Here is an 18,204-nt window from a genome sequence, read left to right on the forward strand (position 1 = left end):
TAGAATTACTTTCGTCATTAACATTTTGATATAAAATAGAATTGTCTAAAGCGAACTTGCCAAATTTTATCTCCTTATCCAATTTAAGTTTATAAAGACTAAGTGATTGTTGTAATTGCTTAGGTTTTATTGAATTCGTTTCACCTTCCGAAGAGAAAAAAGAAAAATTATCTATGGTTATATATTCAAATGATAAATCAAATAGTTTCTTTGAGTTTAATATCAATTTTACGTTAGAAGTGTTCTGATTTTTAAAATCATCCTTATTGTTCCAATTGTAATTGATGTAATCACTTTGATTAAGTAAAAGATTATAATTGGGAGCGTTCGAATTATAATTGATGGTTCCTTTAATTTTCACATCATCCTTAATGAGGTAACCAACTTCAGCAAAAAAATATCTATTTTCAAAAGAACCCGAAATATTGCTTCCAACTTTCGAGTTTAAAGAAAAATCACCAAACATATTAAAGTATTGAGCTTCCAAACTAAACAACTTATCATTGATTCTATTAGGAATCTGTTCACCATTTAAAATTGTGACTTGATCATACCCATAGTTGATATCATTATAGATTGCTCCTAAACTAATTTCTCCAATAATTGGAGCTGTATAATTGACATGCAATTTTGTTTCAAAATTTTCTAAAGTAACTTTATCCCTGATATTACTCTGATTGAAAGAATCACCAAAAAACGGATCACTTAAAGTTTGACTAAATTGAAAATTTTTATCTTCAAAATTTACGATATTTCTAATTTTAACAGATTTACCTAAGGAATCTTTTTCAGGTATTATGCTATATTCATGATCTAGATAAAACCTTTTTCCAATTAAGGTACTTTCAGCATTATCAAAGTTTGGATCAAAGACGGATCTATCAATAAAATCTTCATTTCCTGAAATAAAGTTTTGTGTATCCTCATCTGTAAGACCTCCATTTTCTTGATTTAATAAATCTTGGGTTGCTATATGGGACTTTACTTTATAACGCAAATCTTTTGTCTTATAATTTGCAGTCATTCTTAGATTCCCTGTACTTGTTAAGGATTGTTGGTAGTTTCCTAAAGATCTCATTCCCTTATAGGCAATTGAAAAATTAAATTGCTTGGAAGTATTCACTGTGAAAAAAGCATCAAGCAACTGACCTTGTTGAAAAGCTGTTTTAAAAAATAACTCGGTTAAGGGCGTTGGGACTTCATAATACTTTATGTCTTCAACTTCTAAATAATTGAAATGTCTAGCTCTTGCTCCAAACAAAGGAGCTAAATTATTATTACTGAAATCTTTTGTTAAACTATTATAGGTTTGTCCTAAATTTGCAAATTGCAAAAGGCCAAAATTATCTTTTCTTAAATAATTGAACTTATATTCCTTTTGGATAGTTAAAGAGGTATCCAATATCTTAAAAGAACCATCGTTTTGTATTACGATATAATTATCGATTGTAGATCTATCTGAAATTTCCTTACCATTATTTTTAACAAACTTTTTGCTGTTGCTCTTTGTGCTATCAATACTAACTTCACTTTTATTCTCTTTTATTTCTCTAATTTGAGTATAACTTATTTGAGGAAGAGTTATGAATAAGAATACATATAATAAGACTTTCATATAAAGATTAAATATTTCAATATAACTCAGTTATATAATACATTGGTATTCTTAAATTCATAAAAGATATATTACTAATGAGATTTCGTTAATATAGTTAAAGGTAGTAATTTCATATTACTCCCTTTTATTGTTTTTATAAAATTTTAAAATTTCTAAAATTTCTAGGATCGTTAATTAAAATTAATTATTATAAGCCGGTATATCTTTACCAATTTTGATTCCAGCAAACTTTTTACCGTTTTATTGACAACTTTTTTTAAAGCTATAATTGATAAAAATAAAAAACGTTTTGGAAAAAAAATTAAAAAAAATAGTAAGCGCAGAAATTATAATAGTACTTTAAAATTTTCTATTTTTTATTGGAATAATTTTCTTAAAAACTATAAATCATTCGCAAATGAAACATAACTATTGTAATAGTCTTAAAACAAAATATTTTGATTTTTAAAAAAGATTACTACTCATTTAAGAAATTGATATAAAAAAATCTCTGAAAATAAATTTTCAGAGATTTTTATAAATAATTTTAATATTTACTACGGACTAGTCAATGCTAGTCATTTGAATATCCACAGTGAAATCAGTTGTAAAAAGACCTTGAGATAATGTAATTAAGAATACGTCTGAACAGCTATCATATGTACCAGTACCTCCTGTTAAATTCGCATTTCCTGTACCAACAACATCAACTGTTAAATCCTCATTTACAGTAATAACAGCAGGATAAGGAAACTGTCCTTCAAAACCTGGATCTCCAGTAGCCCAAGCAACAAAATTTGGTCCCCAAGTAGAAGAAACTGAAAATTGATTCCCACCTAAAGGAACTAAAGCAACATCATGCGATGGAGCAGTTCCACCAAGAGCACTAACAGATACATTATAATTATCAGAAAATAATAATGGGCATGGCGTAGAAACTCTGAAAGTAGTAATACTATTTTCATCTAAACCAATATCTACTCCATTAACATCAACATTAGTTATTACAACATCAAATACAATAACTTCAGTCAACGAATCAAGGTTCTCAAATTCTAATACTATATTTTGAACAGCAGAACTACCATCTACAGTTGAAGCTGTTGAAGATAAAAAATTCAACACACTACCTGTATTAACGATAGTATTAAAATCACCTTGAACAGGCTGTAGTTCATAAGATACATTTAAACCATTCTCATATATTGGTACTCTAACACTAACTGGTAATGTTAGTGTTTCAGTTTGCAACGAAATAGTCGTACTGCTAGTAGATGTACCGAATTCAACCCAACCAGTAGTTGGATCATTTGCGAATCTTGCATTATCATCATCACTACAAGAAAATGCTACGACTAAAAGCAAAATAGGTATTAATTTTATTATTTTTTTCATAAGATAAGTTTTTTATAATTATTATTCTACTATGCAAAAGTCTGTTGACTCAAAGTCTCCAAAATCACCACTTCCTGAAGCATAAGATACAACTGTTTGAGCTGCACAAAACAAATCATATGTCCCCTCGTTATTTCCATCAAAAAGTCCGTCACCGTAAGAATCAAAAATCGTAAACGTATAACATCCTGCAGCTAAAGTAACATTAGTATTATATTCAGTTCCTGCTGTACCATCGTCATATGGTCCACCTGAAACTACAACAACGCCATCAGCATCTGTAATCTCAAAAGAAGTCTCTGATGCAAAATTATCTGCAACTATCTGCACTGTTAAATCTGAACAAGCAAAAGTTGTTATATCAAATGCTTTTAAGATATCAAAGGTTACTGGAGGGAAAGCACTTCCGCCACCTGGAACAACTAATTGAACCTGAACGTCATACTTTTGAAAATCCATTAATCCGTTTGGTGTAAAAGTGACATCTACTGTACCTTCATAAGAATTAGCTGGAATAACAACATTACCTACTGAAATATTAGCAACTGGTAATGGAAGAGATGTATCATCTCCATCATCCACCGCCTCTACAATAACTGCCTCAAAAGTTCTAGACTCTGAAGATATTGTTGTCGACAAAACGTTTAATGTTTCAGTTATGCCTCCTTCTGGTATTTCAATTGGAACAACATCGTTTTCAAAACCTATTCCAGTAGTTCCATCAAATAATGGAGACTCTGTCGTCTCGCATGAAGCGAACAACAGACATACTATACATAATTTTAATATATTTTTCATAATCATTGTTTATTCTTTATATTTTTTAATAACCTGGTGCTTGTGTTATAACCGGATTTGCATTAGTCTCTGCAATAGGAATTGGTAATGTAAAGCGATTATCACCTGGGGCTAATATACAATTATAAGCACCACCACAATCTCCTAACTCCTCAATTCGCACAATACCTTGATTAGTAATATTTCTTACTCTCTTTATATCAATATACCTGTGAGCTTCAAAAGCTAATTCAATACGACGCTCAGCAATAATTTGTTCAATTGCATCTGGTAGTCCCGAAAATGTAATAGGCTCTGGAGTAGAACTCTTACGAGCTGTTTGCACCGCTAATACATCATTAGCTGCCAATGTAAATTGGCCTGATTTAGCATATGCTTCAGCTCTTAATAAATACATTTCAGAAATCCTCATAGCTTTGAAATCATTGATTGCAAGGAAATCTGCATTTTCAGGGTATTTACCAACAACTATTAAACCCTCAGCAGGATTACTGATTGGATCTACCAATACAGTCTTTCTGATATCATCATCTTCCAATAAGTTATATAATTCAGTAGACATTTCAAATTTAGGTCCTTGACCGTTAAAATTCCAAACAAAATTAATATTATAATCGAAACCTTGAACATTATCAAAATTGTAAACAACCTCCGTTTTATTAGCATCTTCTCTAAACATATCAAAATATTCCGCTTGATTTGCCAAATCATAATCAGCAATTAACCCATTTGCTAAATTAATTGCTTCTGGGTTGTTTAGCGTTTCCAAAGCGATTCTTGCTCTAAGGAAATTCACGAAATCAGGAGTTGCAAAATTGATGTCTGAAAACCCTTCAGGAAATAAAGCTATTGCCTGATCTAAATCATTATTGTTACCTTCTAAAACTTCGGCAGTTGTATTTCTCGCTGGTGTAGCGTCAGCCGAAACATAATCGACATAAGGAACACCCAATGCATCTCCATTTTGGATATTTAAGCCATAATAAAGTAACAACTCATAATGAGCCAATGCTCTAAACGCATAATTTTGAGCTAGAATATTATTGTACTGATCTTGTTCTCCAGGACTAGGTGTAATAGTTGCCGCAGCTTCAAAAAGACGGTTCATATTATTAATATTAGCGTATCTATTATTCCACAATAGACCTGAGCCAAAACTAAAACCACCTGTAGCACTAATTAAATCTTGCTGACCATAATTAGTATCTTGACCACCAGTATCTTCTCCTAAAGTTGTATTATCTGTAAAAATGGAATTAAAACCAATTGCATATCGAAAGTCAAAATTACCAATTACACCATTAATACCAAACTGAAGGTCACTTACTGTATTGTAAGCAGTCTCCTCAACAAGTGAGTCAACTGGAAACAATTCTAGTTGATCGCTACAACCCATAAAAAGGGTGGTAACAGATATACTTAAAATTTTTATATATTTTTTCATTATTATTTTTTTTTAAAATGTTAAATCAAATCCTAAACTAAACGTTCTAGCCACAGGATAATCAAAAAATGTAGATGAACCTGTTCCTTCAGGATCGAATCCTCTAAATTTAGTCCATGTAACCAAATTAGTTCCTTGGATAAATACTCTTACTCCAGTAAATAATTTTGTTTGTTCAAGAACTTTACGATCTACACTATAAGAAAGTGAAATGTTTCTTAATCTTAAGAAAGAAGCATCTTCTAAATATCTATCTCCAGATTGAAACCTAACTCCACCAAATGATTGAGCAGGGATATCTGTAATTTGTCCTGGAGTCGTCCATGCATTCAACATAGAAGTAGATAAATTTAAATTAGCTCCCAAACTTGTATCTTCGATTAAACCTAAAGAACCATTCAATTTCCAACGATCTGCTTGAAAAGCAAATAATGAATTTAAAGCAAAGCCTTTATATTTAATATCCAAACCAAAACCACCTGTGTAAGTTGGGTCAAAGTTTTTATCCAAATAAACACCTTCACTAGCATTAAAAACATTAGTTAAATTACCATCTGAATCTAAGTATAATGGCTCACCATTAGCAGGATTAACTCCAGCCCATCTTTGTAAAAACCAAGTGAATGCAGAATATCCTTCAGCTATTCTAAGGGTGTTAGTTCCAGCGAATTCACCAGGAATACTTTCAACCGTGTTGTTGTTATAGTTACCATTAGCATTAAGAGTTATAGCCCAAGGGTTAGAATCTGATTGTCTTAATAAATCATAAGAGATTTGTAAATCAATTCCTTTATTACTCATTTCTGCTACGTTTGTCGTAACTGCAGTATTACCTGTTCCTGCAATGGATAAAATCTTATTTGCAAATAAATCTGTTGTAAGATTATTATAAACATCTAACTCCCCAGATAATCTATTCTGCCAGAAACCAAAACTTAAACCTAAATTCGTTTGTTCTGAAGTCTCCCACTTAATATTTGGATCGATAAATGTACCTAATTGGTAAGAATTAGCTAATTGATAACCTTGCCCAGCGCTAACTGTTTGACGACCGATATATCTACTAGCAGCACCTAGGTTTTGATTACCTACTACTCCATAACTAGCTCTCAACTTCAAAGTTGACAACCAATCAACATTTTCCATAAATGCCTCATTATCTATATTCCATCTTCCAGATACAGAGTAAAATACACCATCTCTATTTTCAACGAAACGAGATGTCGCATCCTGTCTTATAGATGCCGATAAACCGAATCTATTATCGTAATCAAAATCTACAGTTGCAAAAACTGATGCTAATGCCAATTCAGATTCCGAAGAACCAACAGTAGGAATGTAATTATATATGTCATTATCTTCTCCTTCTGTTGTATTACCAGCAGAGAATCCAGCACCCGAACCAGGTAAAGCAGGATTTAAACCAAGAGCTGTAAAACTAGCGAATTGAGTATTTGCATAATTGTATTCTGCGAATACAGCTGCGTTCATGTTCAATTTATCAGTAAGATCGTTTGAATATCTAACAAATGCATTTGTAATAAAATTAGCATCTCTAAAATATCCTTCAGACTGAGAACCTTTAGCCAATGAAACCTCAGATGGCACAGTTAAACCTCTAATACTGTTAGGAGGATTAATAAATAAACTTTCTTCATTTGTGTAATCTAAACCAAAAGACACACCTGCTGTTAAATTTTTAGCAAAATTATAATCTAAGGCTATTCTACCTACAATTTTAATTTCAGCTTCTTGATCTGTACCTAGAGCTGCAGTATTTAAAGCAATAAACGGTGTGTTTCTAAAACCAGCAACGTTTGCAATATCTATTTCTCCATTTGCTAAATACGCACCAGAACCACCTAATTCTCTAGGACCCGTACCCCAAATATTTATAGAACCATCTGGATTATAAGGTGACAAATATGGCAAACCAATGTAAGGCACAATGAAAGGATTGTCTAATTGACCTCCAGTATTATTACCTCTAGCTGCATCAACAACGAAATTACTAACAGAATAGTTTGCAGTTAAAGACGTCGAAAAATTAAGCTTATTATCTGCACTGTTTGCATTAAAGTTGTTTCTAAAAGAAAAACGCTTCAAAGCACTACCTAAAGTAGTACCCTCTTGCTCAAAATATTGAACAGAGTTAAATGAAGTACTATTTTCTCCACCAGTACTAACTGTTAGTTCATGAGATCTTGTTTTACCTTGTCTAAAAAAGATATCTGACCAATCTGTATTTGTTTGATTTGCAATTGTTGCGATAGCAGCATCCGATAAACCGTCACCATACTGAACTCCAGGTAACAAGTCTCTCTGAAATGTTAAAAACTGTTGCGCATTCATCACATCAAACTTAGCTTCTGGAATTTCAGAAAAACCATAAAGTGATCTATACTGTATTTTCACACCAGAACCTTTTTTACCTGTTTTGGTTGTAATCAAAATAACACCACCAGCACCTCTATTTCCATAAATAGCAGTTGCCGCAGCATCTTTTAATACAGACATTGTTTCTATATCATTCTGATTCAAACTACGAAAGTTATCTTGATCAACTGGCACACCATCTATAATAAATAATGGCTCAGTATCTCCATTAAGAGAGTTTCTACCACGAATTATAATCGTAGCACTTTGCCCTGGCTGACCAGAACCCGTACTAACATTTACACCTGCAGCCTGACCCTGTAGCATTTGATCCACAGAGGTAATAGGCACCTGCTCAATAGATGTCGCATCAACACTGGCAACAGCAGATGTGATTTTAGAACTGTTTGTAGCACCAGCATAACCTGTAATTACCACAGTTTCAAGTTCAGCTAAATCTTCAGCCATCGCTAAATTAAGTGTTGAACTCTGTCCAACTTTCTTTTCACTTGATTTCATACCAACGAAACTAAATACTAATGTTTCACCAGTACTTGCTTTGATAGAGTAATTTCCATCAAAATCTGTTTGAACTCCACGTGTAGTTCCTTTTACTATTACACTTACACCAGGCAACGGTAAACCGTCTGTAGCCGATGTAACTGTTCCTGTGACCGTTTTCTCTTGTGCGAAAGAGAGTTGCATCACAAACGCCATAAAAAGCGTCATTAACCATGTTAACTTTAATTTCATAAAACAATTATTTGAGTTAGTCTAGCGCAAACATCTTAATAATATATTAAATAAACAAGTATTTATACTAAAAAAATGTTAACGCTTAATTAATTGTTACAAACCGTTTTTACTATGTTTCACATTAGAATTACTAGTTATTAGATACATAAAATGTAAAATGGTTGCGTTAAAATTTTAACTTTGTTCAAACTTTAACATTTTAATGCTTAAATCCTCCTTTTCTGAATTATTGCTTGAATGTGGAACAGATGAAGCTGGGCGTGGCTGTTTGGCTGGTCCAGTTACTGCTGCTGCGGTTATATTGCCTGTGGAATTTCAAAATGAAATTCTTAATGATTCAAAGCTCCTTTCAGAAAAAAAAAGAAATTTTCTAAAACCAATTATAGAAAAGGAGGCGCTCTATTTTTCTTACGCTCATATTCTTCCGAAGGAAATAGATGCTATAAACATTTTAAACGCTTCCATATTGGCGATGCACAAATCTATAGACTCTCTAAGCACCATGCCTGAATTTATAATTGTTGATGGCAATAGATTTAAGCCTTATGGTGATATCCTCTTTGAAACGATTATAAAAGGTGACAGCAAGTTTATGTCTATAGCTGCTGCTTCGGTTCTAGCAAAAACTTACAGAGATAAATACATGGAACGGATTCACGACGAATTCCCAATGTATAATTGGAAAAAAAACAAGGGCTACCCTACCAAAGAACACAGGGAGGCCATTAGAAAATATGGCATAACTAAATACCATAGAAAATCTTTTAGATTATTGCCACAACAATATAATTTAGAATTGTAACTTTTTATATTTGTAAAAATTTTTTAAATGAAAAAAATCTGGCTGGTCTTTTTTTGCTTGTTGTTGCTTTTTAATTGTGAGAATTCAAAAACCAAATCTCAAAAACCATTATCTCTAATTCCTGAAAACACCGAAATAATAATAAAAATAAATTCTTCGGAAAGTTTAGAAAACGGATTAAAAAACAATTCTCTAATAAAAGCAATTAAGGGTTATTCTCAAATAAACGAATTTGAAACCTTAATTAGCCCTATCTACCAAATAAATAAAGATTATTGCTTAATTGCAGTTTCTCGGAACCAAAAGGACAGTTTAGAGATTAGCTATATTTTGCCTATCACTAAAAAAGTTACAACCTTAGATTCTATTCAAGGTCTAAAGGCAGATTCCTCTTTTCAAAATAAAGTCGGGATTAAAAAATGGCTTTATAACGATAAGCCTTTATATAGTAAGGTAAATAAAAACTTACTATTCATATCAAGCTCAGTAGAAATTGTCGAAAAAACCTTAAATACAGACGGTAAAATTGATCCAGATATTGAAGCTATTTTCAAGACATCTAATAAAGAAAAAACAGTTTCAATAGTAATTAATCACAGAAAAGACCCAAATGGTTTTAAAATTTTAAGTGATTCTACTTTTAATTCATATAAATTTTCAAATTACAGCTTAATAGACTGTGACATATCTCAAAACTCCATATTAATAAATGGGGTTACAATGGCGAGTGACTCAACAAAAAGTTTGATCAATGTATTTAAGAATTTAATTCCTCAAGAGAATAAAATTACTGAAGTCTTACCTGCCAACACCAAAAATTTCACAAGTATTACGTTTAACAATTACAAAACTTTTAGAGAAAACCTAATAAAACACGGTATACAAGATTCTATATTAGATAATTCTAAAATTTTCGAAAATATTGTTGAAGCTGGTTACGCAAAACAAGAGGGCAGCGATGCATTTATTTTGCGATCTATTGATCCAAGCTCTACATTAGAAAATTTAAATCCAACCGTTTCAAGCGACACTTACAGAGAAATCGAGCTGCACCCATTAGATGATGCCAATAGCTTCATAAATGATTTTAGTCCTTTTGTATCTATAAAATCTGCAGACCATTACATTAACTTAGATGATTTTTTTGTTTTTTCAAATGATATTGAATTTTTGAAATCCATAATTTCTAATTATCAAAGCAAGAATATTTTAGCTGAAAGCAAATCTTACAAAGACTTAAAAATAAATTTAAGTGATGAAGCCTCACTCTTAATTTACGGAAATTCTTCGGAATTAAACACGCTTTTGAACTCCAATTTTACTGACGATAAAAAACTGGATATTTCCAATTACAAATCATCAGCAATACAATTTGTTTATGAAACAGATTTTGCACACATTGCAGCAGCTTTTAAAACACATAAAAACAAAAGCGATAATAATAGTGTAACGGAAGAGTTCAATATCTCTATTGGAGCAAACCTGCTAATGATACCACAACTAGTAAAAAACCACACAAATAACCAAATGAACATTGTTGTTCAAGACATCAACAACAACTTATATCTTATTTCTAACCAAGGGAAAGTATATTGGAAAAAACAAATTGAAGGGGGAATTCTAGGCAGAATAGAACAAATTGACACCTACAAAAACGGTAGGCTTCAATTGGTTTTTAACACTTCAAATCGCTTATATATTCTGGACAGAAACGGGAAAGATGTTAACAATTTCCCTTTAAAATTCCAAGACAACATAACACAGCCCGTTTCGGTTTATGATTATGACAATAATAAAAATTACAGATTACTGATTACTCAGGGAAAATCTGTGTTGATGTATGATAAAAATGGAGAAATCGTTAAAGGATTTAAATACAAAACAGCAAACAGCACCATTACCTCCCAGCCAAAACATTTTAGAATCGCACGAAAAGATTATATCGTTTTTTCTAACGGAAATAAATTAGAAATCTTGGACCGCGTTGGAGACTCGAGAATCAGAGTTAAAGAGAATATTAGTTTTTCAGATAATGAAATCTACCTTTACAATAATAATTTTACAACCTCCACCACTAACGGAGAACTCATAGAAATAAACCAAAAAGGAAATGTAAACCATAAAAACCTAAATGCAAATACTAATCATAAAATTGCAACAACAAGTAAAACATTGGTAATTTTAAACGAGAATAAACTGACGATAAAATCTAACACAATAGATTTAGATTTTGGAGATTATACACAACCAAAAATCTATTATATAAAAGATAAAATTTATGTAACAGTTACAGATTTACAATCAAAAAGAGGATTTCTTTTTGATAGTCAAGCAAAGCCTATTGCAAATTTCCCGGTTTATGCCAATAGTGAATTAGAACTTAACAATATTGATAAAGACAATGCTCTGGAAATTGTAACAAAAGGAGATGATGATTCAATAATTGTATATGAGTTTTAATAGCCTCATAATCTAAAATTACCATTCACACATAAATACTAGCCACATATACATCATACTTTGATTAAAATATTTGATTAATTACTTTTAAAACAGCTATTAATCAATATTTTATGAAAAATGTTTAAACGTGCATCATACTTCAAACATGCATTAGCAGTTTTGGTACTATTATGTTTTATACCAGAGGCTCTTTCGCAAACGAAAAAAATTAAAAGGCCAAAAAGCAGAGTTGGCATATCCAGTGTTGACGGTTTTGTAAAAGAATCGTTTGACCTTTACGAAAAAGTTTATAAATACGATGGATATGCAGAATCTGGAACCCCTTTGGAAGACGAAGACATCGATGTTTTAGAAGATGCTCTTGATGATGTTAGCTTATTGAGCGATAATGCACCAGATATTTTATCAGATTTAGATGGAGAGAATATTCTAAAACAAGGGAAGGCTACATTACAAATAAACAAAGCTAAAAAAGCACTAACATACAGTATTAAAACCTCAAAGGAATTACTCTTAGGAGAACGAAAAAACAAAGAGGATGAAGGTGATGGAACTGAAAAGCCAAGTGACCAGGACAATGATGAGGAACTTTCAAATTCAGAAAACAAAAGCGATGATAATCAAGTAGGAGATTCTAACAACACCACAAATACTCTAGAGGTGTTAAGTAAATTTGACTTTGTGCCTGGTGATAAGCTAATATTTTATGATGATTTTTCCCAAGACTTTATTGGTGATTTCCCTTCAAAATGGAACACAAATGGCTCTGGTGAGCTCGTTAAGATAAATGACGATTCAAATAAATGGCTTAGGCTCGTTTCCGGAAGAAATACCAGATACATCCCAGACATCAAAAATCTTCCTGAAGAGTTCACCTTAGAGTTTGATATGCTTACAAAAGATTTAAATAACAAAACGTCTTCCCAATCTTATTTTCAAATATTAATATCAGATAATAATTCTTTTGATACAGGTGCCAATTTTGCAATGGCAGAAATTCCTTTATGCCAATTTATTGATCGTGGAATAATAATAGAAAATAATATTAATGGTAAAAGAGAAATTCGCAATGAAATACAAGTAGACATTAGAGAACAGATCAATAAAAGAAATCATATTTCTGTAGCCATAAACAACCAACGCTTTAGAGTTTGGATCAACGAGACAAAATACGTTGACGTCCCAAGGTTGCTTCCTGAAAATTTGACCATGAAAAGCATAAAGCTCCATTTAAGAGGAATGGATATTAATAAAGAAAATCTATATGTTAGTAATTTTAAAGTTGCTGAAGGTGGTATTGATTTAAGACAAAAACTTTTAAGTGACGGTAGAATTTCTACCAATGGTATTCTTTTCAATTCTGGATCTTCAAATATCAAACCACAATCTTTCGGGATCATACGTCAAATATCACAAGTACTTGAGCAAGACAATTCAATCAAACTAAAAATTGCTGGCCATACTGATGCAGATGGTACAGATGATGCCAATTTAAAACTTTCAAAGTCTCGTGCAGAAGCTGTTAGGCGAGCGCTAATTGATGTTTATAAAATTGATGGAAGCAGGCTCATTTCCGAAGGAAAAGGAGAAAGCGAACCTGTTGGTGATAATTCTACCGCAGAAGGTAAATCTGAAAATAGACGTGTAGAATTCATAAAACAATAGCCTATTCAAATTACCAAATCAATACCAAAATAGTAATGAAAATTCCAAAGCGTTTTCTTTGGCGTTTTCTATTTTAAGACCTTAAATTTTAGTAGTATTGTGGCTTCAATTTCTCATTATGATCAAACGAAATAAAGCCTCAATTTCAAAATGCATTCTTCATAAAGTTGGCAATAAATTTAATAGCACAAAAAATGCTTTTTCTGAACAACCAATTGATTTTGAAGAAATAAGCTATGATTTAATGCTTCCGTATTTATTAAGACCTTTTACAAATTTAGCAGAATCTTACAGGTTTAATCACCACTCCAACATCGAGCTTAACGAGATTAATAGCTACGCTTCTCAATTATTACAAGATGACACAGATTTTGTTGATATTTCAAAACATATTGTCACGCATTTATTTGAACAATCCAATTCATCACAAATAAAAACTGGAGATGTAATTGTTTGCATGTTTCATGACATTCAATACGAAGATTATCAAACCGATGCTATTGGTATTTTTAAAATCGAGAATAAGTCCCATTTTTTTCAAACCTATTTAGAAAATGGCAGCTACGACATCATCACACAGAAAGGAATTGCAACAAAAAAAGTGGATAAAGGTGTTTTAATTTTAAATGCTGCCGATACAGAGGGCAAGATTGTATTGAGTGTTGACAACAATAATTATGATGCACAATATTGGATAAAGAGTTTCTTGAATATTAAATATCCTGACGACTCTAACCAACATACTAAGAATTATATCGAAATGTGCCGAGAATTCTCAAAAGAGATCATGCAACCTCAATTTGGCGGACAGCAACAAAGCAATTTTTTAGCTAAAACAGTTGATTTTTTCAAAGAAAACGAAATCGTAAATGTAGAAACCTTTAAGGAGGAAGTTTTTGATGAAGAAGATACGATTCAGTTATTTGAAGATTACAAAAAAGGTTACGAAACCGATCATAATATTGTGTTGAGAAACCAATTTGATGTATCTGAAGCAGTGCTGAAAAAACAAAAACAAAAGATAAAAACCGAAATCAAACTTGACACCAATATTCAAATCAAACTAGATGTTGACGCACCTGATGCCTCTGCAGAGTATCTAGAGCGAGGTTACGATGAAGAAAAGAAAATGCATTTTTATAAGGTGTTTTTTAATGAAGAAGGATAAATAATAATATTTTTAATTTGACGTTTTGAAAGTAAACCAACCTTTTATGAAATATCTATATATCTTTTTAGTTATAGCTTTACTTTTCACCTCATGCAATACCGTTAAAACCTTACCAAATTCCAGCTATCAATCTGAAAAATTTAATAGCCAGCCGACAATTACGAAATCCTTGTTTGATGCTTCTTCACAGACGATTTCCGAAGAAAACATCCCTTTACTATTAAATGGCAAAATAGAGCTTGGAAACTCACTTAAAGTTGCTGTTTTTAATTACTCTAAAGAATCAAATTATCGTGGGTATTATCGTTGGAATGACGAAGAATTTCTAAAGAACCAACAATCTTATGTCGATGCCTTAACATCTAAAATTAAAAGCGCTAACAATGTAGATAAAACGATATTGATGCCTTCTATTATGGCAGATGCAAACTCTTCAATTGTGAGCTTGAGGGATATCTCCATTCGTTTGCAAGCCAACTTATTGCTTGTTTACAATATAAGAAGTGATACTTATTACAAATACAGAACTTTTAGCGCAAATGAAACTAAGGCATTTGCAACCGTTGAAGTTTTTTTAATGGATACCAAAACGGGAATTATTCCTTTTACGACCATCGCTACACAAGAAAGTTTTGGCAAAAAGACATCTAAGGAGTTGTCTGATTTAGAATTGCGAGAACAAACAAAATCTGAAGCTGTGCTAAAAGCATTAGATATGGTTGGAGATGATTTATTGGAGTTTTTAAATTCTAGCGATTAACGATTAAGCTAATCAAACAAACTCAGCCTCAAAAAGCACCTTAAAATGTTTTAAGAGCTTTTCCTTTACTTCTTCCTCATTGAGTTTATCAACGCCTAATTCAACGTTTAAAGAGGTAACTGCTTTTCCACGAATTCCGCAAGGAATAATGTTATCAAAATAACCCAAATCTGCATTGACGTTTAACGCAAAACCATGCATGGTTACCCAACGACTGGCCCGAACTCCCATGGCACATATTTTTCTTGCAAAAGGCGTTCCTACATCTAACCAAACTCCTGTTTCACCAGGGCTGCGCTCAGTTTTTAATCCGTATTCTTGTAAAGTAAGAATGATAATTTCTTCAAGAAATCTGAGGTATTTATGGATATCTGTAAAAAAATTATCCAAATCTAAAATAGGATAGCCCACAATTTGACCAGGTCCATGATAGGTGATATCTCCTCCTCTATTTATTTTGTAGAACGTTGCCCCCTTTTGGGTAAGTTGCTTTTCAGACAAAAGTAAATTTGAAATATCGCCACTTTTACCCAGAGTATAGACATGAGGATGCTCAACAAACAGAAAATGGTTTTCTGTTTGTAATCCAGCATCTTCTCTTCTATTTTTGATTTTAGTGTCAAGAATACCTTTAAAGATTTGCTCTTGGTGATCCCACGTCTCTTTAAAGTCTTTTGAACCTAAATCTTGGAGTTTAATTAATTTATTCAATACTATTTATCTTCTAGAACAACTTCAATATTTAGTAACTCTGGATCTTTTAATACATCCATAAAACCAACTTCAAAAGTCACTGTTTTTCTATCTTCACTGTACATAGCACCTTCTTTAGAAAATGATTTTACAGCTCTCGGGAAATGGTAATTGATCTTATATTTTGAAGACCCAAACATCATGGCAGACTGTTCTAAACTATCCATAGCCTGTTGGTGCAATTCTATATCAACAATCTTTGCAGAGCGTTTAAATATTTTACCGTCATAAGAATATTTCACATCTGTAGAGCCACCTTCTCCCATACCCGAAAAAGGACTTGATGGAGAATTTGTTGGCGCACCGCCTTTACCTTGTAAATTGCTAAAATTGTTCATGGCCTTGAACATATCTTGAAGATCATTAGCATTTTCAAATTCCGTAGAAAGATCAAATACCATTTTTTTTGTTTCAGGATTCATTTGCATGTGCATTTTAAAATCCTCAAGTGCCATTATTTTCTTTTGTTCTTCTGGTTTTAAAGTAGCGATGCTGTCTCTGTTTGCAGTAATAAAATCCTTAAATACAATAGTAGAATCTATAACTTTATCCATGCCATTTGCAGACGCGCCCTCACCCATTTGACCTACCATTTCCATCATTTCCGAAGCATCCATAGAAAACTCCATCGTACCACTTCCATCTTCATGGATGTAGATGTTTTCAGAAAATTGACAACTTGTAAACGTAAGCGCAATAGCAATAAGTGTGAACATTTGTTTCATCGCAACTATTTTAATGATTTAGCATTGCAAAGATACAGTTTTATCTTTCAGGATTATTAAGAATTACCAGTGCAGCAATCACACCAGGAACCCAACCGCAAATCCAAAGTAAAAACACAATAAAAATAGACCCACACCCTTTACCTATTACTGCCAAAGGTGGAAAAACAATAGCAAGAACAACTCTCCAAAAACTCATAATTTGATTATTTAAGCTACTTGTTTCCAAGCAGATGATTGATGATGTAGTTATGAGACGTTGACATTTTACTTTTGTTACTTGAAATTTTTATGCTAGCATCTAAAAAAATATTAGCTTAGCGATGTGAGACTTTTAAAAATCGTTTGTTTTCATTTTTTCTTCGGAATTTTCTTCGGAAACCAAGCCAATGCACAACATCATTTTCAAGGTCATATCGATAATGAACGCTGGCAAAATGAGGTATATCTATCGGTAATAGAAGACTATAGAACATTGGATGGCATAAATGACGAACAGATTATCACTAAAGTAAAATGTGATACAAATGGTTTCTTCAAATTTGATCAAAACCAGCTGGACATTCAGCAAAAAATTTACAAATTACATGTTGATAACTGTGACTCTTTCAACCAAGGAGGCAATCATTTTGACGGTCACTGCACAGATTATAAAGATATATTATTCATTGCCAAACGTACAGATTCTATAACGTTTCCACTTTCTTTTGATGCACAAATGTTTTGCGACATCGAGTCCAACAACCCTAAAACAAGTGCCTTTATACAAATTGATTCTTTAAAAGAAGAAATGAAATTTGCCTATTCGGAATTTAGAAGTAAAGCCAATCGAAACTTAAACAACAAAAAATGGTTCAAGACCTTACAGGATTATGGTAAAGATCTTGACGAACCACTTGCGGAACTATACATCTATACATTCCTTTCCGATCGTGGCAATCAATTTCATAATTATTATTTAGAAAACCTAAAGAACAATTCGTATTATGACGAATTATTGGAGCGTTTGAAGAACAAATATCCAAATTCCAGCTATGCAAGACAGTATGAAGCAGAGTTGACTTCAGATAAATTTATTGTATTTTCTTCGGAAGAAAAATCTACTTTCAATTGGACATATTTATGGATTGGTCTACTTTTTATTTCTGTAGCTCTTAATTTGTGGTTTCTCATTTCAGCAAAAAAAAGAAAGTCTAAAAAACAAAACGATGCTAAAGAGCAGTTGACCAAACAAGAACAAAACGTTTTGGATTTATTGTTGGGCGATAATACCAACAAAGATATTGCAGATGCGCTTTTTGTAAGTGTAAGCACTGTTAAAACCCATGTAAATAACGTTTATAAAAAACTAAATGTAAATTCCCGAGACGAATTAAAGTCACTGTTTTCTAAGTAGTTATAAAATTCAACCTAAGTACTAGTACTCATTTCAACCCTTGTTTTTACACAATTCATATTATTAATTGTGAAGTTTGCTTCATTATTAATCATTTAAAATT

General features: G+C 32.1%; 14 protein-coding genes (1 of these 14 running past the window's edge). 6 read left to right on the top strand and 8 right to left on the bottom strand.

Annotation, left to right across the window (positions count from 1 at the left end; genetic code table 11):
* The 5 genes from GQ40_RS10145 to GQ40_RS10165 form a co-directional block, all read right to left on the bottom strand.
* On the bottom strand, positions 1-1,615 hold the 5' portion of the coding sequence (locus tag GQ40_RS10145) for a putative porin (protein ID WP_047547955.1). 350 nt of this gene lie to the left of the window's left edge; 1,615 of the gene's 1,965 nt are visible here — the first part of the coding sequence; it begins with the start codon at positions 1,613-1,615; its stop codon lies off the left edge, out of view.
* A gap of 546 nt (positions 1,616-2,161) precedes the next feature.
* Positions 2,162-2,992, bottom strand: coding sequence for a hypothetical protein (locus tag GQ40_RS10150; RefSeq protein ID WP_047547956.1), 831 nt, complete (start codon positions 2,990-2,992; stop codon positions 2,162-2,164).
* A gap of 21 nt (positions 2,993-3,013) precedes the next feature.
* Entirely contained in the window at positions 3,014-3,790 is a 777-nt protein-coding gene (locus GQ40_RS10155) for a hypothetical protein (protein ID WP_156115568.1), read from the bottom strand.
* Between the two features lie 25 nt (positions 3,791-3,815).
* Entirely contained in the window at positions 3,816-5,234 is a 1,419-nt protein-coding gene (locus tag GQ40_RS10160) for a RagB/SusD family nutrient uptake outer membrane protein (RefSeq protein WP_047547958.1), read from the bottom strand.
* Between the two features lie 12 nt (positions 5,235-5,246).
* Positions 5,247-8,363 carry a SusC/RagA family TonB-linked outer membrane protein gene (locus GQ40_RS10165; RefSeq protein WP_047547959.1) on the bottom strand — a complete coding sequence of 1,039 codons (3,117 nt, stop codon included), beginning with the start codon at positions 8,361-8,363 and terminating at the stop codon, positions 5,247-5,249.
* 205 nt (positions 8,364-8,568) lie between these two features.
* On the opposite strand from GQ40_RS10165, the gene GQ40_RS10170 reads away from it, so the two are divergent.
* The 5 genes from GQ40_RS10170 to GQ40_RS10190 all read left to right on the top strand — a co-directional run bounded on the left by GQ40_RS10170 (position 8,569) and on the right by GQ40_RS10190 (position 15,227).
* Positions 8,569-9,168, top strand: a complete 600-nt coding sequence (locus tag GQ40_RS10170) for a ribonuclease HII (RefSeq protein ID WP_047547960.1) — start codon at positions 8,569-8,571, stop codon at positions 9,166-9,168.
* Positions 9,169-9,195: 27 nt separating this feature from the next.
* Positions 9,196-11,628: a hypothetical protein gene (locus tag GQ40_RS10175; protein ID WP_047547961.1), complete on the top strand. Its 2,433-nt coding sequence runs from the start codon at positions 9,196-9,198 to the stop codon at positions 11,626-11,628.
* A gap of 120 nt (positions 11,629-11,748) precedes the next feature.
* A complete protein-coding gene (locus tag GQ40_RS10180; RefSeq protein ID WP_047547962.1) occupies positions 11,749-13,296 on the top strand; it encodes an OmpA family protein in 1,548 nt (515 codons plus the stop codon).
* A gap of 118 nt (positions 13,297-13,414) precedes the next feature.
* Entirely contained in the window at positions 13,415-14,464 is a 1,050-nt protein-coding gene (locus GQ40_RS10185) for a nucleoid-associated protein (protein ID WP_047547963.1), read from the top strand.
* Between the two features lie 46 nt (positions 14,465-14,510).
* Entirely contained in the window at positions 14,511-15,227 is a 717-nt protein-coding gene (locus GQ40_RS10190) for a hypothetical protein (protein WP_047547964.1), read from the top strand.
* Positions 15,228-15,239: 12 nt separating this feature from the next.
* Here GQ40_RS10190 and lipB read toward each other — a convergent pair whose 3' ends face one another.
* The 3 genes from lipB to GQ40_RS17460 are packed head-to-tail and all read right to left on the bottom strand — an operon-like array spanning position 15,240 to position 16,904.
* Positions 15,240-15,938, bottom strand: coding sequence for a lipoyl(octanoyl) transferase LipB (lipB, locus tag GQ40_RS10195; protein ID WP_047547965.1), 699 nt, complete (start codon positions 15,936-15,938; stop codon positions 15,240-15,242).
* A gap of 2 nt (positions 15,939-15,940) precedes the next feature.
* Positions 15,941-16,705, bottom strand: coding sequence for a hypothetical protein (locus GQ40_RS10200; RefSeq protein WP_047547966.1), 765 nt, complete (start codon positions 16,703-16,705; stop codon positions 15,941-15,943).
* Positions 16,706-16,745: 40 nt separating this feature from the next.
* Positions 16,746-16,904 (bottom strand): YqaE/Pmp3 family membrane protein, encoded by a 159-nt coding sequence (locus tag GQ40_RS17460; RefSeq protein ID WP_081990200.1) that lies wholly within the window; start codon positions 16,902-16,904, stop codon positions 16,746-16,748.
* A gap of 126 nt (positions 16,905-17,030) precedes the next feature.
* On the opposite strand from GQ40_RS17460, the gene GQ40_RS10205 reads away from it, so the two are divergent.
* Positions 17,031-18,101: a helix-turn-helix domain-containing protein gene (locus tag GQ40_RS10205; RefSeq protein WP_231565563.1), complete on the top strand. Its 1,071-nt coding sequence runs from the start codon at positions 17,031-17,033 to the stop codon at positions 18,099-18,101.
* The last annotated feature ends 103 nt before the right edge of the window (positions 18,102-18,204 follow it).

Origin of the sequence: Psychroserpens sp. Hel_I_66 (genome assembly GCF_000799465.1) — a bacterium.
Taxonomy (GTDB): Bacteria; Bacteroidota; Bacteroidia; order Flavobacteriales; family Flavobacteriaceae; genus Psychroserpens.